The organism is Arthrobacter sp. PvP103 (assembly GCF_017833075.1).
GTDB lineage: Bacteria > Actinomycetota > Actinomycetes > Actinomycetales > Micrococcaceae > Arthrobacter.
Genome location: NZ_JAFIBQ010000001.1, coordinates 2,061,743 through 2,084,414, shown reverse-complemented (window position 1 = coordinate 2,084,414; position 22,672 = coordinate 2,061,743). Strand labels below are relative to the sequence as shown.

Genomic DNA, 22,672 nt, shown 5'->3' with positions numbered 1-22,672 from the left:
TCCTTTCGGGAGTGTGGGGTGGATGTTTAGCGGACCGGTTCGCCGGCTTGGCGCCAGGCCCCGATGCCGCCGCGGAGCGAATATGCCTCGTAGCCCTGGCTGGCCAGCAGCCGCGCGGCCGAGGCTGAGCGGACTCCCGATTGGCACATGGCGACGACGGGACGGCCCTTTTGCAGGCCCGTTACGCCGGCCTGCAGCTTGTCCAGGGGCAGGTGCTTGGCCTGGGGTGCGTGGCCGCTTCGCCATTCCTGCGCGGAACGGACGTCGATCAGCACCGCCCGCGATACCAGGAGCTCCTTGGCCTCGGCCACCGAGACGGTTTTGTACGGTTTGCTGAAAGCCTTCTTCAGCGAGTCGATAAGGCTCATGGGGTTCTCCTTCGTGGGACTTTTGGTGGTGTGGGACGGGCGGGTGCCGGTCAGGCTGTGACGGTGCTCGCCGTGACCCAGGCGGCGACGGCGAAGATCAGAACGGCGAATGAGACGCGGACGTGCCTGTCCTTGAGCAGGCGGGCCAGGCGGGCCGCGGCGAGCGAGCCGAGGATGGCCGGCACCGTGAAGGCCAGGACCGTGGACCACTCGATGGTGAAACCGGCGGCGTGAGCTCCGAAGCCTGCGGCGGAGTTGATGACGATGATGGCCAGGGAGGAGGCGACGGCCTGCTTCATGCGCAGCCCCAGGAAGAGCGTGAGTGCCGGTGTGATGAGGAATCCGCCGCCAACTCCCAACAAGCCGGTCAGGAAGCCGACCAGCAGCCCGACTCCAACGGCCTTGGGGGCGCAGGATCGGAAGGCCCTCGCGGGGCCCGTGCTACAAGAACCCTCCAGTTCTTTGGTGCGCATCAGCATACGGACGCCGGCAACCACCATGATGCCTGCGAATGCCAGCATCAGTACGTTCGGATCCAGCAGCCGGCCTACGGCCGCCCCTCCCCAGGCGGCCGGGATGCCGGCAGCCCCGACCAGCAGGACAACCGGCCAGTTGATGCCTTCGCGGAGCCGGGGCAGGAGTGCTGCCAGTGACGAGAGGCCTACCACCACCAGGGAAGTGGGGATGGCCTCCGCGGGGCTTAGGCCCACCCCGTACACCAGGGCAGGGACGGCGATGATCGAGCCGCCGCCCCCGACTACGCCGAGCACGACCCCGACGAGTAGCCCCAGGGCCAAAGCTGAAATCATGCCGCCTGCGCCCGGTCCTGATCGGTCTGCAACGCTGCCGTGGGCAGCTGCAGGATGGCGGATTCGCGGGTGGGTTCCTTTGCCGCCTTGTTCCACGGCATCGCCGAGAGTGCCTGGCCCATGGCGCAGGTGTTGGTCGCGGCGGAGAATGTCAGGCCAGTGCCGATGGCTCCTGCGAGCAGGCGGATTTTGGGTGAAACGAATTTGCCGCCGGCCAGGCCCAGCACCACCAGGGAGCCGGCTGCCAGGCGGACCTGGCGTTCCAGGTCCCAGCGGGCCTTGCCGCGGACAACGTTTCCGCCGGCTGCTGCGAAGCCCGGCACGCCGCCGGTCAGGACATAAGCGGTACCGATGCCTGCACCGCCGAGGCGCTGCCGTGCCTGCTCGGCCCGTGCTCCGGACTGGCAGACAAGCACAACGCGGCTTCCCAGCCGGGTGGCCAGTTCGTCGGTGTGCTCGGAAAGCAGGGGGAGCGGGACGTTGTACGACCCCCGGATGTGCAGGGATTCGAATTCTGCGGCCGATCGTACGTCGATCACCACAAGGTCCTTGTGTTCTTGAAACCAGGTCTGCAGCGTTTCCGGATCCAGGGCGGTGACTGCGGGGGCCGCAAGTGAAGCGGAGGAGGATGCCGAAGCGGAGGGGCGTGTCATGGATGTCCTTTCAAGACGGATCAGACAGAAGCTGAATACCCCACCGAGTATTGCAGATACCCCTGGGGGTAGTCAAAACACCCCGGGGGGTATACGCTGGAAGCATCCAACCCTTACCCGGAGGCACCATGGAACTCGATTCAACCGACCTCGCCCCGGTCATCAACCGGCTCAAGAGGGCCCAGGGGCAGCTTGCCGCAGTAACCCGGATGCTCGAAGAAGGCCGCGAGTGCAAAGACGTCGTGACCCAACTGGCCGCGGTGTCGAAGGCACTGGACCGCGCGGGATTCGCCATCATTGCCAACGGACTGGAGCAATGCCTTGTCCGCAAGGATGCGAGCATGGACACGAAAGACCTGGAAAAGCTCTTCCTGTCCCTTGCCTGAGCCGCACCCAAGCCGCAAAACCACCGACAAGAACACCCGACCGTTCCGGCCCACCGGCCATAGCCAAGGAGACAATATGAGTTATACCCACACCGTGACCGTCCCGCTGTCCTGGACCGACGCCGTCGAACAAACGCGGGAGGCGCTCGCCGGACAGGGGTTCGGCATCCTTTCGGAGATCAACGTCCGCGCGACCTTTGAGGCCAAACTTGGCGCCGAGGCCGCTGACGCCCTGGGCGACTACGTCATCCTGGGCGCGTGCAACCCTGCCCTGGCCAGCCGCGCGCTTGCCGCCGAACCGGACCTCGGTGCACTGCTGCCCTGCAACGTCGTGGTGCGCCGCGGCCGCGACGCGGACATGACAACCATCCAGGCCATTGATCCGCAGACCATGGTGCAGCTGAGCGGCAGTCCCGCCGTTGCGGAAGTGGCCAACGACGCCGACACGCGGCTGCGCGCCGCGCTGGAAGTGCTGTCCTCGGTAAAGAGCCCTGGCTGAGCAGTTCCCGGCACGGTCTCTGGTTATTTTCGTCACGGTTTCTGCGTCCTGCCGGAATCCTGGTTTGGCTGGCCCCATACTGAGATTGACGCGGTAAAGTCCGGCGCCAAACCAGTCAGGAGGAAGAGCATTGAACACTGTGATGACCGTAGTGACGAACGAGTATTTCCCTGCTGCAGCGGTGCTCTCCGGAGTCGTTCTTTTTTGGACGGTTGCCTTCCTGGGCGGACTGTCCCTCCTCAGCACCAGCCAGCCGCCCATTGCAACACTCACATGGCTGCTCTTCGTCTACACCGCAGCAGTCCTCTCGCCCTTGGCGGGACTCCTGGCCACGGCGGACCTCGTCCGCCGCTGGTGGCGCAACCGCTCCGCACGCGCCGCAGGCCGCGTGGCCGGAACTACGTCTGCATAGCGCAACCGGGGGAAAACGGGTAGCGTCCACTCGCACGCAGCGGGGCGGAATCTCCTAAAATTGTTATGGGGCCGGCGGCGAAAAGCCCGCTGAGACCCGGGCTGTCCCCAGTCGCCGTCGGCCCTTCCGATCGGCGTGTTTACGCTGTGGGGCGGGATGCCCGGCGCCCGTTCCGTGCGTCACCGGATGCCTGCCCTGCCCTCTAGGCAGACCACGCTTACGGAAACCAAGGAACGTACCCATGACGCCCGGAAACACCTCCCCGAAACATCAGCCCGGCACTAGGGGTGCCATAACCCTGGGGCTGCGGCAGAATCTTGCCCAGTTCATGATCCTGGTGGCCGTCAATGCCCTGGTCGGCGGCACGCTGGGCCAGGAGAGGACCGTCCTGCCCCTCTTGGCCGGTGAGGTCTTCAAGCTGGACCTGTACACCAGCGCCTTGACGTACATCCTGGCGTTCGGGGTGGCCAAGGCGGCCACCAACTACTTCGCCGGAACCCTGTCGGACCGTTACGGGCGCAAGCCGGTCCTGGTGGCGGGGTGGCTGGTCGCGCTGCCCGTCCCGCTGATGCTGATCTTTGGGCCGTCATGGGGGTGGATCGTCGCGGCCAACATCGTCCTCGGCATCAGCCAGGGGCTGACCTGGTCCACGACGGTCATGATGAAGATGGACCTCGTGGGTCCTTCACGCCGGGGCCTGGCCATGGGCCTCAACGAGGCCGCCGGCTACCTCGGCGTCGCCGGGACCGCCCTGGCCACCGGCTACATCGCCTCCACTTACGGGTTGCGCCCCGGCCCGTTCCTGCTGGGTGCTGCCTTCATCGCCGTCGGCCTGGGCCTTTCCGTGCTCACCGTGCGGGAAACGCACCACCACGCCAGGGCTGAGGCCGCCAGCCACGTTGCGGTCCACGAGGGGGCGCACGGGCAGCTGAGCAACCGCGAGGTGTTCACCCTGACGAGCTTCCGTGACAAGTCGCTGTCCGCTGTCAGCCAGGCGGGCATGGTGAACAACCTCAACGACGGCCTGGCCTGGGGCCTTTTTCCGGTCCTCTTTGCGGCCGCCGGATTGACAATTGAACGCATCGGCATCCTCGCGGCGGTGTATCCGGCCGTGTGGGGCGCCGGCCAGCTGGTGACCGGGGTGCTGTCGGACCGGATCGGGCGCAAGCCCCTGATCGTGGGAGGCATGCTGGTGCAGGCCGTCGCGCTCGGCATGGTCGCCTTTGGTGCCGGCTTTGAGATCTGGCTGGCCGCGGCAGTCCTGCTGGGGGCAGGCACGGCCATGGTCTACCCGACGCTGCTGGCCGCCATCGGCGACGTTGCCCACCCCGAATGGCGGGCCACGTCGGTGGGGATCTACCGGCTGTGGCGCGACGGCGGCTTTGCGGTCGGCGCCCTGCTGTCCGGAATCATTGCAGACGCCTACGGCATTCCTGCGGCAGTCGCCGTCGTTGCCGTCCTGACCGGAGTGTCCGGTGTTGTGGTGGCTGTCCGGATGCGCGGCGCCGATCACAAGCCCTCCTTCCGCTAGGCGGTTGCATCGAGGCTCGGCTCAGCTAGTCTATAAGTGCACATTAGTGCACATATGCACTTGAGGAGTCTGGTGCTCGCGGTCCTTCGCAACGGAGTCTATGCCCGGTTGTTCTGTGCCCAGATCGTGGCTTTGGCGGGGACGGGTCTGTTGACCATCGCCCTGGGGCTGCTGGCGTATGACCTCGCGGGCAGGAACTCCGGGGCCGTCCTTGGCACAGCGCTGACCATCAAGATGTTGGCCTATGTGGGGCTGGCCCCGGTGATCACCGCGCTGGTGGCGCGCCTGCCCAGGAAGCCCGTTCTGATCGGAGCTGACCTCGTGCGGGCGGCCATGGCCCTATGCCTGCCGTTCATCACGGAAACGTGGCAGATCTACGTGGTGATCTTCCTGCTTCAGTCCGCGTCCGCAACGTTTACCCCGGCGTTCCAGTCGCTGATACCGCTGATCCTGAAGGATCCCAGGGACTACACGTACGCCCTTTCGCTGTCCCGGCTCGCCTACGACATGGAAGCACTCGTCAGCCCGGCCGCCGCCGCGCTGCTGCTGACGGTAATGAGCTACAACAGGCTGTTCATCGGTACGGTTGCAGGCTTCCTGGCCTCGGCGATCCTCGTCGCCATGACGGCCATTCCCCGGTCCGCCGCGCCCGGAGGTCCTCAGCCTTCCCTCTGGCACCGGACCACGCTGGGAACGCGGATCTTTTGGCACAACCGGCGGCTGAGGTCGCTTCTCGCGCTGAACCTGGCGGTGTCCGCGCCGACTGCCCTGGTGCTGGTCAATACGGTGGTCTACGTCCGGGACAGCCTGCACCGTCCCGGATCCGATCTCGCCGTAGCCCTGGCCTGCTTCGGTGCCGGTTCCATGGCCGTCGCCCTGGCTGCCCCGCGGCTCCTTGACCGCTTTGGAGACCGTGCTGTCATGATGACCGGAGCCGCCCTGATCCCGCCGGCGCTCGCCGGTGCCGCCGCGGTGATGTTCCTGGCGACTGCGGAGACGGGGTGGTGGCCGTTGCTGGCGCTGTGGCTCCTGCTGGGGGCTGCCACTTCAGCCGTCCTTACACCGTCCTCCCGGTTGCTTCGGGAGGCCTCCACCGAGGGTACCCTTCCCTACGTTTTCACGGCCCAGTTCTCGCTCTCCCATGCCTGCTACATCCTGAGCTACCCGCTGGCAGGCTGGATTGGTGCCGCCGCGGGCCTGGGCTGGGCTGCAGCAGCGCTGACGATCCTTGCGATACTTGGCAGTGCAGGAGGCTTCCTGTTCTGGCCCGGAAAGACCCCTTTAGGACCAGGCCCAGCTTTAGGATCAGACCCAGCCGCCATCAAGGAGCACAGTTGAGCAGCCAGCCGAGCAGTCCGTTCAACGCCGGAACTGAGGAGCCCTCGCTCGTCCATCCGGTCACACCTGGCGCGGAGTTGCTTGAAAATGCCGCCGCCACGCTGCGGATGCTGGCCGAGCCGACCCGCCTGCATCTGCTGTGGCAGCTTTCGCAGGGCCCCAAGAGTGTCACTGAACTCACTGAGGCGGCAGCCGTACCGCGGACCGTAGTCAGCCAGCACCTGGCCAAGCTCAGGCTTAGCGGAATGGTGGACGGGAGGAAGAGCGGCAGGCAGGTCATCTACTCGCTGCACGACGGCCACCTCGTCCGGCTGATCCGGGAAACCATCAACCACGCGGACCATCGGACCACGGGAGAACCGTTCCACGACTGACCCGGCTGCGGTATTCTGGCTTCGGGCTATGCAGGCAGCCTCCGGATTCTTCGCTGAGGATGTCCCATGCGCCGCAAACTACACGCCGACAGAAGCCGCCACGCCGGCATCGCCGAACGGCGTGTCATCAAGGCGTACGCCTCCTTGTCCGCTGTCCCCACCGGTGAGCTCGAAGCGCTGGCCGGCCTCCTCAGGGACTGCAACACCCCGGGCCCGAACCACGCCGGCCTGGTGGGGCCGGTGGTCATGGCAGAGTTGGCGCGGCGGAACCAGGCCGCCCGAGAGGGGCGCTCCCGCCCGGCCCGCTAAGCCGGGCCCGGCACCCCGCTAGGCCCGCCCGGCCCGGCCCGCCCTCATTCGGGCAGCCCGGCACCCCACAATGCTTTGCGGAGCAGTGCCTTGAGCTGGGCCGATTCCTCCGCGGGCAGCCCGTCCAGAACTTCCGCCTCAGCCCTTCGTGCAGCCTCGCTGGCCTGGCCGAGCAGTTTTCCTCCCTTGGCGGTAGCCGTCACGGTCTTTGCCCGGCGGTCCTGCTTCCCGGGCGCCCTCGCCACCAGGCCACGCTTCTCCAGCTCATCCACGAGGGCCACAATCTGGCTCGGGTCCAGGCTGAGGAAGTCGGCCATTTCGCGCTGCGTCGGCTCGAGCCCGCTGTTTGCGAGGATCAGGACGGAGTAGGAACGCTCTTTGAGGTCGAACTCGGCCAGCGCCCTGTTGTTCACAACGGACCCTGCGGCGTGCAGCTTGGCCAGCAGGAAGCCGAGGTCCTGGCTGATGGACGCGGCGACCAACTTGTGGGCCTGTTCGGTGCGCTGACCGCCCTGTATCTCGATCGTCATGCCCAACTCCAATAATCCTCAAAATAAATCGTTGACATTTTCAACTATCCATAATTTCATGGATACAGAACAGCATCCCACGCCGATGGCGGGAATGCACGAGGTCAGCTAGCAAAGGAGCAGCCATGAGCCTGTCAGGCAAAGTAGCAATCGTCACCGGAAGCGGCCGGGGCCTGGGCCTGGCCTACGCCCGGGAACTCGCCCGGCAGGGCGCCGCCGTCGTCATCAACGACGTGGACGCCGAGGTGGCCGCGGAAGCGGTCCGGACCATTGAGGCCGACGGCGGGAAGGCCACCGCCGTCGTCGCTCCCGTCGGCAGCACGGAGGCGGCCAGGCAACTTGTGCAGGCAGCCGTGGAAAACTTCGGCCGGCTCGACATCCTGGTCACCAACGCCGGCATCCTGCGGGACAAGAGCCTGCTGAAGATGACCGACGAGGATTTCGACGCCGTCATCAACGTCCACCTCCGCGGCACCTTCACGTGTGTCCGGGAAGCGTTCGCCTACTTCAAGGAGAACGGTGTTGCCGGCCGGATCATCACCATCGGCTCGCCCACCGGGCAGCGCGGCAACTTCGGCCAGACCAACTACGCCGCCGCCAAGGCCGGCATCGTGGGCATGGTCCGCACCTGGGCCCTGGAAATGAAGAAGGCCGGGGTAACCGCCAACGCCGTCATCCCGGTGGCGGCCACGGCCATGACAAAAACCGTTCCCTACTTCCAGAAGGCAGTGGAGGCGGACGAGCGCGGGGAGGCCATGCCGGCTTTCTTCCGCCACGAACTCGGTTTTGGAACGGCCGACGACGTCTCCGGACTGGTCGCGTTCCTCGCCTCCGATGAGGCGGCCGGCATTACCGGCCAGGCCATCGGCGCCGGCGGCGACCGGCTCCAGCTCTGGACCCACCCCGAGGCGGCGGCCACCGAATACCGCGAGGGCGGCTGGCGTTACGAGGACCTCGTGGCCAACTTCGGCCCGCTCTTCGGCGGGAAGCTTCAGAGCGTGGGCGAGGAGTTCCTGCCGCTGCCCGAGGACCTGCAGCCCGACGCGCGTCCGGCCGGGAACCAGCCGGCTCCCGTGAAGGTGGGCTAGCCATGCCTGCCACCCGCTATGAGCTCGGCATCGACGCCGCGAAGCTCGACGCGATCGACATGCACGTCCACCTCGAAGTGGACGGCCACGGCCACGAGTCGCTCCCGCCGGCGCTCACTGAAGCTTCGGCCAAGTACTTCAAATCCGAGGACCGCACCCCCTCGCTGGACCGCATCGCCGAGGTGTACCGGGAACTGAACATGGCCGCCGTCGTTTTCACCGTGGACGCGCGCACCCAGCTCAAGCACGAACCCAACAGCATTGAGGACCTGATCGCCGGCGCGGCCCGGAACAACGATGTGCTGATCCCCTTCGGCAGCGTGGATCCCCGCACGGGGGCCGAAGCCATCCAGGGCGCCAAGGACCAGGCCATCGACCTTGGCGCCCGCGGCTTCAAGTTCCATCCCAGCCTGCAGGGCTTCGACCCCTCGAACGAGCAGTTCTATCCGCTGTGGGAGACCCTGCAGGAACTGGGCCTGCCGGCCATTTTCCACACCGGCCAGAACGGCATGGGCGCAGGCCTCCCCGGCGGGTACGGCATCAAGCTGGCCTATTCCAACCCGCTCCTGCTGGACGCCGTCGCCGCCGACTTCCCTGAACTGCAGATCATCATGGCGCACCCCTCGGTGCCGTGGCAGGACGAGGCAAACTCCATCGCCACGCACAAGGCCAACGTACATATCGACCTCTCCGGCTGGTCGCCCAAGTACTTCCCGGAGTCGCTGGTGCGCATGTCCAACTCGGTCCTGCAGGACAAGGTCCTGTTCGGCACCGACTTCCCGCTCATCACGCCGCAGAAGTGGCTTGGCGCCTTCGCGGACCTGCCGCTCAAGGACGAGGTCAGGCCCAAGATCCTCAAGCACAACGCGGTGCGCCTGCTCGGACTGGGCGGCTGAGATGAGCCTCGATACCGATACGGGGACTGTGGCGGCGGCCCGCCTCTACGGCGTCTGCGACTACTACGACGCCGAATCCCTTCTCACGGAGGACGAGCGCCGCGTTCTGGGTCGGCTGCGGAACTTCCTGGACCGGGAAGCGCAACCGCTGCTGGCCGACTACTGGGAACGCGGGGAGTTCCCCACACAACTCGCCCAGCCCCTGATCGACCTGGACCTGATGGAACCGGCGGAGCTTACGGGCGCCCTGGGCGCAAAAAGCAGCCCTGCCCGGGGCATCTACCAGGGTTTCCGGATCTTCGAACTCGCCCGAACGGACGCCTCGCTGGCCACCTGGTACACGTCCCAGGCCGGACTCTTCCGCACCGCCATCCGGGTGGGCGCCTCGCCGGAGCAGCAGGCCGAGTGGATGCCGAAGGTCGTCGACTTCTCCCTCAAGGGCGTCTTTTCCCTCACTGAACCTGACTCCGGTTCGGACATCGCCGGAGGGCTGTCCACCACAGCCCGCAGGGAAGGGGATTCCTGGGTGCTGAACGGCGCCAAGCGCTGGATCGGCGGCGCAGTAAGCGCCGACGTGCTGGCGGTCTTCGCCCGGGACCAGGAGGACGGGCAGGTCAAGGCCTTCCTGGTGGACCGCCAGGCTGAGGGCGTGACACTCGAGAAGATCCACGGCAAGACTGCGCTGAGGATGATGCAGAACGCCCATATCAGGCTCGACAGTGTCCGCGTGCCGGATTCCATGCGGCTGCACAACGTGAACTCCTTCAAGGACGTGGCCGCGATGCTCCGGGCCATGCGATCGGACGTTGCCTGGATTGCCACCGGCATCCAGGCCGGGGCGTTCGAAGCCGCCCTCCGCTACGTCACCGAACGCACGCAGTTCGGCCGCCAGTTGGGCTCCTTCCAGCTGGTCCAGGAAAAACTGGCACGGATGCTCGGCAACGTCACCTCCTCGCTGTCCCTGGTGGTCCGGCTGACTGAACAACAGGCCCGCGGCATCTACCGCGACCAGGACTCCGCACTCGCCAAGATGCAAACATCCCTGCTGATGCGCGAAACCGTGGCCCTGGCCCGCGAGGTGGTGGGCGGCAACGGAATCACCCTCGAGACGGACGTGGCCAGGTTCCACGCCGACGCCGAAGCCGTCTACTCCTATGAAGGCACCCACGAAATCAACGCACTCATCGTGGGCCGCGCCCTCACCGGCGAAAGCGCCTTCACCCGCTGACGCGCCGCTAACCGGACGCCGCTGACGTACCGCTAACCGGACGCCGCTAACTGAATCGAACAACAACCAAAACCCGACGGCGGCAGCACCGCACCGCCGTCGTACTTCCGCAACTCCAAAACCACACCAGGAGGCCCACATGCCCAATCTCGTCGTCGACTTCGACAAACTGCTCACGCTCGCCGGAACCGATCTCGGCGTGACCGAATACCGCGAAATCACGCAGGAGCAAATCAACAAATTTGCCGACGCCACGGGCGATGACCAGTGGATCCACGTAGACCCGGAGCGCGCCAAGGACGGCCCGTTCGGCGCCCCGATCGCCCACGGGTTCCTCACCCTCTCGCTGATCATTCCGTTCTGGGGCGAGCTGTTCGACGTGGACGGCGTCACCACCAAGGTGAACTACGGCCTGGACAAAGTCCGCTTCACCTCCCCGGTGAAGGTGGGCTCGCGGATCCGCATGCAGGCCACCATTGCCGAGGTCACCGAGGTCAAGGGTGGCGCCCAGATCAAGGTGGCCAACACCATCGAGATCGAAGGCCAGGAGCGGCCCGCCGTCGTGGCCGAATTCCTGGCCCGCTTCTACAAATAATCACCACGGAACCCGCCTTTCCAAACACAACCCCCCTTTTTTATCCCTCTGTCCTAAAGGAACAGCCATGTCTGGACTCACTCAGCTTCAAGCCATGGGTACGGCCGAACGCCGCAAGGAAGCGCGCACGGTCATCGCCTCCAGTTATCTGGGCAGCACCATCGAGTACTACGACTTCCTCCTCTACGCCACGGCCGCCGCCGTCGTTTTCCCGAAGGTCTTCTTCTCCGGGATGGACGAATGGGTAGGCGTGGTGGCGGCCTACGGCACCTTCGCCGCCGGCTACGTGGCCCGCCCCCTCGGCGGCATCATCTTCGGCCACTTCGGCGACAAGCTGGGCCGCAAGGGAATGCTCATCGTCTCCATGCTGGTCATGGGCGTGGCCTCCACCCTGATCGGCCTGGTCCCGGGCGCCTCCGTGGCGGGGCCGTGGGGCGCCGTGATGCTGGTGGTCCTCCGCATCTTCCAGGGCATCGCCGTCGGCGGTGAATGGGGCGGCGCCGCCCTGATGGCGCTGGAACACTCGGAATCCGGCAAGCGCGGCTTCGCGGCGTCGTTCGTGAACGCCGGTGCCCCGACGGGCGCCGTCCTGGGCACGTTCATCATGGGCGCCTTCTCGTCACTGCCGAACGACCAGTTCCTTGCCTGGGGCTGGCGCGTACCGTTCCTGCTTTCCTTCGTGCTGCTGGGCGTGGGCATGTTCGTCCGTCTGAAGGTCTCCGAGAGCCCCATCTTCAAGGCTGCCCTCGAACAGGAAAAGCGCGTGCAGGCCGAAGCGGCGCGGACGGAAGGCGCAAGCGGAGCCCGCGGCACCGCACCGGTCCGCCGTGAAATTCCCCTGCTCCAGGTGCTCCGCCGGCCCAAGACCCTCATCTTCACCATGCTGGCCGGAGCCGCGGGGTTCGCGCTGCAGGTGGTGCTGGCAACGTTCGCGGTGACCTTCGCCGTCTCCAAGGGCGCCGACCGCCAGGGCGTGCTCTACGCCTACGCCGCAGCCTCCCTGGTCTCCATCGTCTTTGTGGTCCTGGGCGGCAGGCTCTCGGACAAGCTGGGCCGGCGGCCGGTGATGGTGGGCGGACTCGTGCTGTTCATCGCCTACCTCGTGCCGATGTTCCAGCTGCTGTCCTCCAACGACATCATGCTGATCTTCGTGGCGTTCGCCGTGGGCCTGATGATCCACTCGACGCTCTTCGGCCCGCTCGCGGCCTTCGTCTCCGAACAGTTCGGCACCACTTCGCGGTACACGGGAGCCTCGCTCGGCTACCAACTGGCAACCCTGCTCGGTGCGGGGTTCACGCCCGGCATCGTGGCGCAGATCTTCAAGGACTCCGGCCAGAACACCGGTTCGGTGGTCTGGTACCTCGCCATCATGTCCGTGGTGTCGATCGTCTTCATCCTGCTCACCCGGGAACCCAAGAACAACGATCTCCAGACAGTCCGGCTCTGATCCGGCCGCCAGGGACTACCGTCTAATTAGAAAGGATTTGCCGTGGAAAATTTTGGCATCGGCTCGTGGCTGCAACGGCGCCGCCCGAAGTCGGGCAACAAGACAGCAATTATCGCCGGAGACCGGGAGGTCAGTTACGAGCAACTGGCGGAACGCTCGGCCCGGCTTGCCAATGCCCTCCGTGACCGCGGCGTGGCCCGCGGGGACCGGGTGGCCTACCTGGGGGAGAACGATCCGTCCTTCCTGGAGACCCTTTTCGCCTGCGGCCTGGCCGGAGCCGTCTTCGTCCCACTGAACACGCGGCTGGCGCCCCCGGAAATTCAGTTCCAGCTCAGGGACTGCGGCGCCGTGCTGCTGGTGCACGCGGAGAGCCTGTCGGACCTGGCGGTCCGTGGCGCGGCCGGCACCGGCGCCGTCCGGCGGATCGCCGTCGACGAAGCCGCCCCGACAGGAAAGCACGACGGCGGCGCTGCCGCCGTGCGGGGGGACCAGCCGGCGGAACGCTACGAAGACGTGGTGGCGTCCGGCGCGAACGTGGCCCCCGACGAGCCGGTGGGCCTGGACGACGGCGCCATGATCCTCTACACCTCGGGCACCACCGGTCACCCCAAGGGTGCCCTGCTGACCCACGGGAACATCACGTGGAACTGCATCAATGTGATTGTCGATTTCGACTTCGCTTCCACGGACGTTGCCTTGATGATCTCCCCGATGTTCCATGTGGCGTCGCTGGACATGGGCGTCCTGCCCACACTGCTGAAGGGCGGGACCGTGGTGCTGGAGGCCCGGTTCGATCCGCTGCGGACGCTTCAGCTCATCGAACGGCACCGGGCCACCACCATCAGCGGGGTGCCCACCACCTACCAGATGCTCTGCGAACATCCCGCCTGGGAAACCACGGACCTGAGCTCCCTGAACAAGCTGACCTGCGGAGGGTCGGCGGTGCCGCTGCGCGTGCTGGATGCCTACGAGAAGCGGGGGCTGCACTTTTCGAACGGCTACGGGATGACCGAGACGGCGCCGGGTGCCACCACGCTGCCGGCGGCGCGGTCCCGGGACAAGGCCGGATCGTCCGGGCTGCCGCACTTCTTTACGGAGGTCCAGATAGCAGACCTCGCCAGTCCCGACACGGAGCCGGCGGCACCGGGCACGGTGGGTGAGATCCAGATCAAGGGTCCCAACGTCATCCACGAATACTGGAACCGGCCCGACTCGACGGCCGATTCCTACACCGCGGACGGCTGGTTCAAGTCCGGCGACATGGGCTACAAGGACGGCGAGGGCTTCGTGTTCATCTCGGACCGGCTCAAGGACATGATCATCTCCGGCGGCGAGAACATCTATCCGGCGGAAGTGGAGCAGGCCATCACCGAGCTGGAGGCCGTGGGCAGCGTGGCGGTGATCGGCGTGCCGGACGAAAAGTGGGGCGAAGTGCCGCGGGCCGTGGTGCTGCTGCGGGAGGGGGCGCAGCTGAGTGAGGAGCAGCTGCGGGCCCACCTGGACGGGCGCCTGGCCCGCTACAAGATTCCCAAGTCGGTGGTGTTCGTGGACGAGATGCCGCGGACGGCGAGCGGCAAGATCAGGAAGGCGGACCTGCGGAAGCTGACCCCCGCAAACGGCCAGCTGCAGTAGCGCGAACGGGCACTTGCGGCCCCGGGGGCGGGCGCGCACGGACAGTTGCGGTCCCGTCCCCGGACCGGGAATAATCTTCGTAGCTAGAGACTTGAGTCAATTGCACTCAACTTTACCTACGGAGGGTACATGCCAACGTTTTTTGGACCTGCCGGTACCGGCAGCGGTTCGTTTGACGAGTTCCTCGCGCGCTACCTGCAGGGCCAGCGCGCTGCCCGGTCCGGGCGCCCCACGGACATCACCCGGCTGCTGAGCCGCCGCACCCATGAAGTGCTCTCGCTCGCCGGCCAGTTCGCCGTGGACCTCGGACACGGCGATGTGGATGCCCTGCATATCCTGCGGACCATGGCCGGGGCGGAACCGGCCACCAGCTACGTGCGCCGCGCCGGGGCCGACCCCGCGGCAGTGGCCAGGGCAGCCGAAGAACGCCTGCCGGAGAAATCCGGCCGGGCGGCGACAAGCGCCCCTGCGCTGACGCCGTCCGCGCAGCGCGCACTGCTCGATGCCTACCAGGTAGCCCGGGCGTTCGGGTCCACCTACATCGACCCGGAGCACCTCTTCTTCGCCCTGGTGCTCAACCAGGACGCCCCCGCCGGGCAGGTGCTCGCTGCGGCCGGCGTCACGCCGGAGTCCTTCCAGGCCGGGGCGCGCGAAACTTCCGGTACCGAGCCGTCCGGAGCCGGCGCACCGGACGCTGCAGCATCCGCAAGCGGTACCGGCACCGCTCCGGCGACCCCGATGCTGGACACCTACGGGACTGACATGACGGCCCTGGCGCGCTCAGGCGGCCTTGACCCGGTCATCGGGCGCTCCGACGAAACAGCCCAGACCATTGAGGTCCTCGCCCGGCGCACCAAGAACAATCCGGTGCTGATCGGCGAAGCGGGGGTGGGCAAGACGGCCATCGTCGAAGGCCTGGCCCAGGCAATTGCCGCCGGCACTGTGCCGGAACAGCTCCGCAACAAGCGGGTCATTTCGCTGGACCTTCCTGCCATGCTCGCAGGGACCCGCTACCGGGGCGACTTCGAAGAGCGGCTGACCAAGGCGATGGACGAAGTCACCGCGAACCCGGGGCAGTTCATCCTGTTCATCGATGAGCTGCACACCGTCATCGGCGCAGGCGGCGCAGGGGAAGGTGGCATGGATGCGGGCAATATCCTGAAACCGCGGCTGGCGCGTGGCGAACTCCATGTTGTGGGTGCCACCACTTTGAACGAATACCGCAAGGTGGAGAAGGACCCCGCGTTCGAACGCCGGTTCCAGCCCGTGCAGGTGGGGGAGCCCGCCGTCGAGGATGCCGTGCAGATCCTTTCCGGGCTGCGCGAGCGGTATGAAGAACACCACGGTGTCCGCTACACCGACGAAGCGGTCAGGGCCGCCGTCGAACTGTCCGCCCGGTACGTGACGGACCGGTTCCTTCCCGACAAGGCGATCGACCTCATGGACCAGGCCGGTGCCAGGCTGAGCCTGAAGCTCGGTTCCCGGCAGGACGCTGCCGCCCTGCGCGAGCGCTTGGTGGCGCTTGAGGAATCGAAGACCGCCGCCATAGCGGCGGAGGACTTCGAAGCGGCCTCCCGGCTCCGGGACGAAGCGAACGCGCTGAAGGAAAAGCTCGACGGCGGCGCGGCCAGCCAGGAAGGCCCCGGCAGCGAGTCCGCCGTCGTGGGTGAGGCGGAGATTGCCGAGATCATCTCCCGCGCAACGGGCATCCCGGCGAGCCGGATCACCGAGGGTGACCGTGAACGCCTGGCCAGGCTCGAAGAGGACCTGCACCAGCGTGTTGTGGGCCAGGAGGATGCCGTGAGCCTGATTGCGAAGTCCGTTCGCCGCAACCGCACGGGCATGGGCGCCGCTGGCAGGCCGATCGGGAGCTTCCTCTTCCTGGGCCCCACCGGCGTGGGCAAGACCGAACTCGCCAAGGCGCTCGCAGGCTCGCTCTTCGGCAGCGAGGACTCCATGATCCGCTTCGACATGAGCGAGTTCGGTGAACGGCATACGGTGAGCCGACTGGTGGGTGCCCCTCCGGGGTACGTGGGTTACGACGAGGCCGGGCAGCTGACCGAGCGGGTGCGGCGCAATCCGTACTCGATCGTGCTGCTCGACGAGGTGGAGAAGGCCCACCCGGACGTGTTCAACCTCCTGCTGCAGGTTCTCGACGACGGGCGCCTGACGGACGGGCACGGACGTACCGTGGACTTCCGCAACACGGTGGTCATCATGACCTCGAACCTGGGGTCGGAGTTCCTGGCCAGCAAGGCGGGACCCACCGGGTTCACCGCGGCGGGGGACGCGTTCGGCTCGGAGAAGGCCCTGCGCGACCGCGTGCTGGCGCGGCTGCGTGAATCGATGCGGCCGGAGTTCCTTAACCGCATCGACGAGATCGTCCTGTTCCGCAAGCTCGACCGGGCCCAGCTGCGCCAGATCGTGCGGCTGATGCTGGACGAGACCGACGCCCGCCTGCGCTCGCAGGGCATCGGGCTGGTGGTCAGCGAGGACGCGGTGGACTGGATTGCCGAGCGGGGCTACGAGCCCGAATACGGTGCCCGGCCCATGCGGCGCGTGATCCAGCGCGAGCTTGATGACCGGATCGCCGACCTGCTGGTGGGCTCCGGCCTGGCCGCCGGGGGACAGGTCACGGTGTCCGCGGACGGGCCCGAACTGGTGGTGGCTGCGGGCCGTCCGGAGGTTCCGCTGGCCGCCTAGCTAGTGGATCAGCGCGAGCATGATGCCCACGGCCACGAAGAGAACCCCGAACGTCCGGTTCAGGATCTTCTGCCCGTGGGCATTGTGCGTGAAACGCTGGAAGGACTTGGCTGCGGCGGCGAAGAAGAACCACATCACCAGAATGTCGATGACCACCACGGTGACGGTCAGGACGAGATACTGGGGCAGCAGCGGCTGCTCAGGCCTGATGAACTGGGGCATGAAGGCCAGGAAGAAGACGACGGCCTTGGGGTTGAGCAGATTGACCCACAGACCCCGGCGGAACATGGATGCCGCCGGTTCGTTCCGAAGCTCGGCGGCCTTCTCCTGGTCCAGGTCCGGCTTGTGCAGGAACTGCCGGATGCCCAGATAGACCAGGTAGGCTGCGCCGGCATACCTGATCACGTTGAATGCCACAGGCGAGCTGGCCACCAGGACGCCGACGCCCAGGGCCACGATCAGAACGTGGATCACCAGTGCAGCCTGCTGGCCCAGGATTCCCCAGATTGACCGCCGGAAACCCGAATTCAGCGAGTTGCTCATGGTGTTGATGGCGCCTGCTCCGGGGGTGAAGCTGATCAGGACGCCGGCGCCGGCCAGGGCCAGCCAAAGGGAGGGTTGCACCCATCCAGTTTAGTGGGGCTGGGCCGAGGGGCGGATGCCATAGCTGAGGATCATGTTCCCCTTGCTGGTCCGCTGCGAATCCTGCAGCTCCAGCCGCGTCACCGGGTCCCCGTCCTCGAACAGCCGCCGCCCACTTCCGGCAATGACCGGGTGCACCATGAGCATCAGCGAGTCGAGCAGCCCGGCGAACAGGAGCTGCCGGGTCAGAGAGATGCTGGCGAACACGGCAATTTCGCCGCCGTCGCCGTTCTTGAGGCCGGCCACGAACTCCTCCAGCGGTGCGTCCATAAGCCGGGAGTTCTGCCATTCGAGTTCGCCCGACAGCGTCCTGGAGGCCACGAACTTCTGCAACGGATTGATGAACGCGCCGAAGTCGGCGTCAGCGGCCGCGCCAGGCCAGTAGCCGGCCCACTGCTCGTAGCCCACCCGGCCCAGGAGCCCGGTTTCCACCCGGGCCATCATTTCGTTCATCCCGGCGCCGAGCTCCTCATCAAAGCTGTCGAACTGCCAAAGATTGGGGGATTCAACCACCCCGTCCACAGAGTAGAAAAGGCCGGCGGTCAACTTGCGCATGGGGATTCTCCTCGCTGATGGTTTTCTTGCGTCCTAGGTACGGATGGTCCAGCGCGGCAGCCTAGGCCCGCGCGATGACCTCGCCGTTGGGGATCAGGAACCAGCCGTCGTCGGTGGAACCCCAGCGGTGCCAGCCTGCGGAAATCCGGGCGAGGTCGGCGGCGTTGGCGAAGCCGTATTCCAGGGCCTGGTCCGCGAACGCCGAATGCAGCACGCGCTCGCCCCAGACCCGGGCCTGCCACCGGCGCTGCTGGCCCGTGGCATACAGCCAGTTGCTGCTGGAGGGGGCCACGTCCGTGAACCCTGCGGCCTGCGCCCACGAGACCAGCCGGCGGCCGGCGTCGGGTTCCGCGCCGTTGCGGCGTGCGATGCGCTGGTACAGCTCCATCCATTCGTCCAGTTCCGGGACGGCAGGGTACCAGCTCATGCCGTGGAAATCGGCGTCGCGCACTGCCACGATGCCTCCCGGCTTGGCGACCCGGCGCATTTCGCGCAGGGCCTCCACGGGGTCCGTCAGGTGCTGGAGCACCTGGTGGGCGTGGACGACGTCGAACGTTTCGTCGTCGAAATCCAGGTCGTAGATGTTTCCGGCCACGAACCCGACGTTCTCCACGCCGCGTTCGGCGGCAAGCGCGGCGGCATGCGCGATCACGTCAGGGGAGCGGTCCAGCCCGGTGACCTGTCCCGGCGCCACGAGGCCGGCGAAGTCGCAGGTGATGCTGCCCGGCCCGCATCCCACATCCAGCACGGAAGTGCCCGGGGTGAGGTACGGGATCACGAACGCGGCGGAATTCTCTGCGGTCCGCGAGGCATGGGCGCGGACCACGGACTCGTGGTGTCCGTGCGTGTACACGTCTTCAGGCTGCTGTGCACTCATAAGGAAACGCTACCGCTCCGCCAGGAAAATGCGCGTCAATCGAGCGGACCAAAACAGGCAGTTGCCGCGGCTCGGCTGAGGCGTGTCCAATGCGCAGCGGGCCTCGCGTCGAACCGTTGAGACCGGTTGCCTCGCAGGGGGCCGCGTGGCAAGCTCGAAGTGATCCCCGTCGCCGGGCGACGAAGGCGACGACGGGCGACAGAGGACGGAGCAAGGCATGGGACTCATTCACATCGACCTGTTCACAACGCTCGACGGCGTCGCGCAGGCGCCCGGCGGGCCGGACGAGGACCCCTCCGACGGGTTCGCGTTTGGCGGCTGGCAGGCACCTCTCATCGACGAAGTCGTTGGCGAACAGGTCGACTCCGGGATGGCCGGGATGGACGCGCTGCTGCTCGGGCGCCGGACCTACGACATCTTCGCCGGATACTGGCCGCAGGCGGAAGGGGGCATCGCCCGGCTGTTCAACCGCATCCCGAAATACGTGGCCTCGCGCGGGACGCCTACCCTCGAGTGGGCCGGGTCCACGCTGCTTGGTCCCGATGTCGTCGCCGCCGTGCGCGAACTGCGCGACCGGCACGAGAACATCCACGTCATCGGCAGCCTCGACTTCGTGCAGACCCTGTTCGCGGAGCGGCTCTTCGACCGGCTCACGCTCTGGGTGTATCCGATCCTCCTCGGCGGCGGCAAAAAGGTCTTCGCCGGCGGGGTGGTTCCGACCAACCTCAGACTCATCGAACCCGTCGTCGCCTCACCGAAGGGTGCGGTGCTGCAGCGCTACGCCGTTGCCGACGGCACGCCTGGCGTCGGCGATATGTCGGCCGTGGAGCAGTAGACGGCGGAGCCGGACTTCACTGGCCCGTGCCCTCGTCCTGCCCTGCGGCCTCCTGTGCCGCACGGATGGTCGCCTGGGTCATGGATTCCATGAAGCGTGCCGCCACCTCAAGCTCCGCGGGGGTGAATTCAGCCATGGCCGCGCCCATGTGGCGGGCCAGCGGCAGGAACATGGCGCCGCCGTCGCGGTAGGCCTTGGGTGTCATCCGGAGCTGGACCTGCCGGCGGTCGGAGCCCAGCCGCTCGCGGACCACGTGGCCGGACTGGTCCAGCCGGTCGATCAGGGCTGTGGTGGCGGGGGAGCTGAGGTGGAGTTCCTTCCGCAGGACGCCGGGTGTGACCACCATGCCCTTGGCGGCATGCCGCATGATGACGGCGAGCGCGTTCAGGTCCGTGCGATGCATGTCATTCCGACCGCCCGCCGTGTCCACGTAGCGGTTGGCCTCCAGGGTGAACTCCTGAAGCAGCAACACAAGCGCCGGCGGGCCGCCGGGAGTGCGGGCTGCGTCGTCGTCTGCCATCCCTGCCTCCATCCGTTTCCCAAGCTGTTCTTACGGCCGCCGTCCTGAGGATCTTACTTCAGCGCGGTGCCCCGCCAGCCTGGCATTGCTTCCGGGCCGGGCAGCCATCCCCGCGAGGGAGGACATCTTTCAAAACAAGCTAGGCTGGCACTTATCTCCACAGCAGAGATAATCTATGCTGGAATCAATTCTAGTCCGCCCGCGACCTCCAGAAGGAACAATGAAACCCAAACCCCACTCCCGGGAGCGAGTGCCGTTCTGGCTCCGCTGGCTGGTTCCCGTGTTGCTCGTGCTTACCTGGCTGGCTGTCGCCGGTGTTGGCGGCCCCACTTTCGGCCGTTTGGAAGAAGTGTCGTCCAACGACCAGGCTTCGTTCCTGCCGTCCGGCGCAGAAGCCACGGAAGCGCAGGACTGGCAGGCAAAGTTCAGGGACTCTGACGAGATTCCGGCCGTCATTGTCGTCGAGAGCGATTCGGCCTTCACGCCCGCGCAGCTGGGCGAGGCTGCCGCCCTCAAGTCCAAGCTGGAGGAACTGCAGGCAGTCGGCACGGTCATCGGGCCCATCCCGTCGAAGGATGGCGAGGCCGTCCAGTTCGTGGTGCCCATTTCCTCCTCCGGCGAGGTCAAGGAGATCGTCCAGGAGCTCCGCGATGAGGTCAAGGCGTCAGCTCCGGAGGGGATGCAGACATTCGTGACCGGTCCAGCGGGATTGACCGCAGACCTGGTGAGCGCCTTTGCCGGCATTGACGGCATCCTGCTCCTCGTGGCCCTTGCCGCAGTGTTCATCATCCTGCTGATTGTCTACCGCTCGTTGCTGCTGCCCATTGCGGTGCTTTTCACGTCGGTGTTCGCGCTCTGTGCGGCCATCCTGCTGGTCTTCGGCATGGCCAAGCTCGGCTGGATCCAGCTCAGCGGCCAAAGCCAGGGCATCCTCTCCATCCTGGTGATCGGCGCAGCGACGGACTACGCGCTGCTGTATGTGGCCAGGTTCCGCGAGGCGCTGACCCACACCACCAACCGCACCGCGGCCGTCCTCACGGCCTGGAAAGCCTCCTTCGAGCCCATCCTGGCCTCCGGCGCAACTGTGATCATCGCCCTGCTCTGCCTGTTGTTTTCCGACCTCAACTCCAACAAGGCGCTGGGCCCGGTGGCGGCAGCCGGCATCCTGTGTTCGCTGTTTGCAGCCCTCACGCTGCTCCCGGCCCTGATGGCGCTGCTGGGTCGCACCGCCTTCTGGCCGTTCCGGCCCAAGCTGGTGCCCGAGGCTGAACGTGAACCTCAGTTCGTCACCGGACTCGAAGGCCAGAAGGGGCTGTGGCGGGCTACCGGCTCCCTCGTGTCCCGTCGGCCCCGGACTGTCTGGATCGCCTCCGTGCTGTTGCTCCTGGTCGCATCCGCGGGCATCCTGCAGCTCAAAGCCAACGGGGTGCCGCAGACCGATGTCATCCTCACTGCCTCCAATGCGGTGGACGGCCAGGACGCCTTGGCGCGCCATTTCGACGCCGGTTCCGGCAGTCCCGCGGTGATTGTCGCCGACGAAGCGAAGGCCCGGGAGGTGCTGGACAAGACAAAGGCGACCGACGGCGTCGGCGACGCCTACCTCCTGGCGGAGGGGAGCGTGCCGATCACAGGCGCCCCGGGTGCCCCGAGCGCGCCCGATGTCCGCGAGGGAAAGGTGCTGATCAATGCGACCCTGAACTACGCGGCCGACTCCGGTGACGCCGAGAACGTCGTGGTGAAGCTCCGCGAGGACCTCAAGAAGATCGACGCCGGCGCGCTGGTGGGCGGCGTGACCGCCACGGCCCTGGACACCAACACCACTGCCCAGCGCGACCTGGTGGTCATCATCCCCGTGGTCCTCGCCGTCATCCTGGTGATCCTCATGCTGCTGCTGCGCTCGGTACTGGCCCCGATCCTGCTTGTGGCCTCGGTGGTTCTTTCCTACGCCGCCGCCATGGGCGTATCGGCACTCGTGTTCAACAACATCTTCGGGTTCCCCGGCGCCGATGCCACGGTGCCGCTGTTCGGCTTCGTGTTCCTGGTTGCCCTGGGCGTGGACTACAACATCTTCCTGATGAGCAGGGTCCGTGAGGAATCACTTAAGCACGGCACCCGGCCCGGAATCCTGCGGGGCCTCGGCGTGACGGGCGGCGTCATTACGTCCGCGGGCGTGGTCCTCGCCGCGACCTTTGCGGCGCTGGGCGTCATCCCCATCATGTTCCTGGTCCAGCTCGCCTTCATCGTCGCCTTCGGAGTCCTGCTGGACACTGTGCTGGTCCGCTCGCTGCTGGTCCCGGCGCTCTCCTACGATCTCGGCCGGCGGATCTGGTGGCCCGGCAAACCGGGGCGGCTGGAGGACGACGAGCGGGCGCTCGCCGGCTCGCGCGGCGACGAAGGCAGCCTGGAGACCGATCTGGAGGGTGCCGGGCGCAGGTAGGCGCGCCG

The 22,672-nt window shown here is 66.7% G+C and carries 24 protein-coding genes; 16 read left to right on the top strand and 8 right to left on the bottom strand.

Annotated elements, in window-relative coordinates:
* Positions 1–26 precede the first annotated feature (26 nt).
* Genes JOE41_RS09555 through JOE41_RS09545 form a run of 3 tightly spaced genes read right to left on the bottom strand, consistent with a single transcriptional unit; the run spans position 27 to position 1,830 of the window.
* A complete protein-coding gene (locus tag JOE41_RS09555) occupies positions 27–368 on the bottom strand; it encodes a rhodanese-like domain-containing protein (protein WP_011693660.1) in 342 nt (113 codons plus the stop codon).
* 50 nt (positions 369–418) lie between these two features.
* Positions 419–1,177 (bottom strand): sulfite exporter TauE/SafE family protein, encoded by a 759-nt coding sequence (locus JOE41_RS09550; RefSeq protein WP_011693659.1) that lies wholly within the window; start codon positions 1,175–1,177, stop codon positions 419–421.
* A complete protein-coding gene (locus JOE41_RS09545) occupies positions 1,174–1,830 on the bottom strand; it encodes a rhodanese-like domain-containing protein (protein ID WP_011693658.1) in 657 nt (218 codons plus the stop codon). The genes JOE41_RS09550 and JOE41_RS09545 overlap by 4 nt, the downstream gene beginning before the upstream one ends.
* 128 nt (positions 1,831–1,958) lie before the next feature.
* Between JOE41_RS09545 and JOE41_RS09540 the strand changes: the two genes are divergently transcribed.
* The 7 genes from JOE41_RS09540 to JOE41_RS09510 all read left to right on the top strand — a co-directional run bounded on the left by JOE41_RS09540 (position 1,959) and on the right by JOE41_RS09510 (position 6,679).
* Entirely contained in the window at positions 1,959–2,216 is a 258-nt protein-coding gene (locus JOE41_RS09540; RefSeq protein ID WP_011693657.1) for a metal-sensitive transcriptional regulator, read from the top strand.
* A 76-nt stretch (positions 2,217–2,292) separates the two neighbouring features.
* The gene (locus tag JOE41_RS09535) at positions 2,293–2,715 is read left to right on the top strand and encodes a DUF302 domain-containing protein (RefSeq protein WP_209752196.1); all 423 of its coding nucleotides are present in this window, start codon (positions 2,293–2,295) and stop codon (positions 2,713–2,715) included.
* Positions 2,716–2,854: 139 nt separating this feature from the next.
* Entirely contained in the window at positions 2,855–3,127 is a 273-nt protein-coding gene (locus tag JOE41_RS09530) for a hypothetical protein (RefSeq protein ID WP_307800740.1), read from the top strand.
* Between the two features lie 241 nt (positions 3,128–3,368).
* Entirely contained in the window at positions 3,369–4,658 is a 1,290-nt protein-coding gene (locus tag JOE41_RS09525; protein WP_209752194.1) for an MFS transporter, read from the top strand.
* Between the two features lie 72 nt (positions 4,659–4,730).
* Positions 4,731–5,996 carry an MFS transporter gene (locus JOE41_RS09520; RefSeq protein ID WP_209752193.1) on the top strand — a complete coding sequence of 422 codons (1,266 nt, stop codon included), beginning with the start codon at positions 4,731–4,733 and terminating at the stop codon, positions 5,994–5,996.
* Positions 5,993–6,370, top strand: a complete 378-nt coding sequence (locus JOE41_RS09515; protein WP_209752192.1) for a metalloregulator ArsR/SmtB family transcription factor — start codon at positions 5,993–5,995, stop codon at positions 6,368–6,370. Before JOE41_RS09520 ends, JOE41_RS09515 begins: the two co-directional genes overlap by 4 nt.
* Before the next feature lie 66 nt (positions 6,371–6,436).
* Positions 6,437–6,679 (top strand): hypothetical protein, encoded by a 243-nt coding sequence (locus tag JOE41_RS09510; RefSeq protein ID WP_209752191.1) that lies wholly within the window; start codon positions 6,437–6,439, stop codon positions 6,677–6,679.
* A gap of 44 nt (positions 6,680–6,723) precedes the next feature.
* Here JOE41_RS09510 and JOE41_RS09505 read toward each other — a convergent pair whose 3' ends face one another.
* Entirely contained in the window at positions 6,724–7,209 is a 486-nt protein-coding gene (locus JOE41_RS09505; protein ID WP_011693650.1) for a MarR family winged helix-turn-helix transcriptional regulator, read from the bottom strand.
* Between the two features lie 125 nt (positions 7,210–7,334).
* Here JOE41_RS09505 and JOE41_RS09500 point away from each other — a divergent pair, with 125 nt between their 5' ends.
* From JOE41_RS09500 to JOE41_RS09470, 7 genes are all read left to right on the top strand, one after another.
* Positions 7,335–8,297: an SDR family NAD(P)-dependent oxidoreductase gene (locus JOE41_RS09500; protein ID WP_011693649.1), complete on the top strand. Its 963-nt coding sequence runs from the start codon at positions 7,335–7,337 to the stop codon at positions 8,295–8,297.
* 2 nt (positions 8,298–8,299) lie between these two features.
* Positions 8,300–9,193: an amidohydrolase family protein gene (locus JOE41_RS09495; protein ID WP_209752190.1), complete on the top strand. Its 894-nt coding sequence runs from the start codon at positions 8,300–8,302 to the stop codon at positions 9,191–9,193.
* A 1-nt stretch (position 9,194) separates the two neighbouring features.
* Positions 9,195–10,421: an acyl-CoA dehydrogenase family protein gene (locus tag JOE41_RS09490; RefSeq protein WP_209752189.1), complete on the top strand. Its 1,227-nt coding sequence runs from the start codon at positions 9,195–9,197 to the stop codon at positions 10,419–10,421.
* Positions 10,422–10,560: 139 nt separating this feature from the next.
* Complete coding sequence (locus JOE41_RS09485) at positions 10,561–11,016, top strand: MaoC family dehydratase (RefSeq protein ID WP_209742095.1); 456 nt, start codon at positions 10,561–10,563, stop codon at positions 11,014–11,016.
* Between the two features lie 67 nt (positions 11,017–11,083).
* A complete protein-coding gene (locus JOE41_RS09480) occupies positions 11,084–12,463 on the top strand; it encodes an MFS transporter (RefSeq protein WP_209752188.1) in 1,380 nt (459 codons plus the stop codon).
* 42 nt (positions 12,464–12,505) lie between these two features.
* Entirely contained in the window at positions 12,506–14,095 is a 1,590-nt protein-coding gene (locus JOE41_RS09475; protein WP_209752187.1) for a long-chain fatty acid--CoA ligase, read from the top strand.
* A gap of 129 nt (positions 14,096–14,224) precedes the next feature.
* Entirely contained in the window at positions 14,225–16,798 is a 2,574-nt protein-coding gene (locus JOE41_RS09470) for an ATP-dependent Clp protease ATP-binding subunit (RefSeq protein WP_209752186.1), read from the top strand.
* On the opposite strand, the gene JOE41_RS09465 is transcribed toward JOE41_RS09470, so the two are convergent.
* From JOE41_RS09465 to JOE41_RS09455, 3 genes are all read right to left on the bottom strand, one after another.
* On the bottom strand, positions 16,799–17,422 hold the full coding sequence (locus JOE41_RS09465) for a LysE family transporter (RefSeq protein ID WP_011693642.1): 624 nt from the start codon (positions 17,420–17,422) through the stop codon (positions 16,799–16,801).
* A gap of 9 nt (positions 17,423–17,431) precedes the next feature.
* Positions 17,432–17,995, bottom strand: a complete 564-nt coding sequence (locus JOE41_RS09460; protein ID WP_011693641.1) for a dihydrofolate reductase family protein — start codon at positions 17,993–17,995, stop codon at positions 17,432–17,434.
* A gap of 61 nt (positions 17,996–18,056) precedes the next feature.
* On the bottom strand, positions 18,057–18,872 hold the full coding sequence (locus JOE41_RS09455) for a methyltransferase domain-containing protein (RefSeq protein WP_011693640.1): 816 nt from the start codon (positions 18,870–18,872) through the stop codon (positions 18,057–18,059).
* Between the two features lie 217 nt (positions 18,873–19,089).
* Between JOE41_RS09455 and JOE41_RS09450 the strand changes: the two genes are divergently transcribed.
* Positions 19,090–19,707, top strand: coding sequence for a dihydrofolate reductase family protein (locus JOE41_RS09450; RefSeq protein WP_209752185.1), 618 nt, complete (start codon positions 19,090–19,092; stop codon positions 19,705–19,707).
* 16 nt (positions 19,708–19,723) lie between these two features.
* On the opposite strand, the gene JOE41_RS09445 is transcribed toward JOE41_RS09450, so the two are convergent.
* Positions 19,724–20,227, bottom strand: coding sequence for a MarR family winged helix-turn-helix transcriptional regulator (locus JOE41_RS09445; RefSeq protein ID WP_209752184.1), 504 nt, complete (start codon positions 20,225–20,227; stop codon positions 19,724–19,726).
* Between the two features lie 220 nt (positions 20,228–20,447).
* Between JOE41_RS09445 and JOE41_RS09440 the strand changes: the two genes are divergently transcribed.
* Positions 20,448–22,664 (top strand): efflux RND transporter permease subunit, encoded by a 2,217-nt coding sequence (locus tag JOE41_RS09440; RefSeq protein WP_245200686.1) that lies wholly within the window; start codon positions 20,448–20,450, stop codon positions 22,662–22,664.
* Positions 22,665–22,672: the final 8 nt, after the last annotated feature.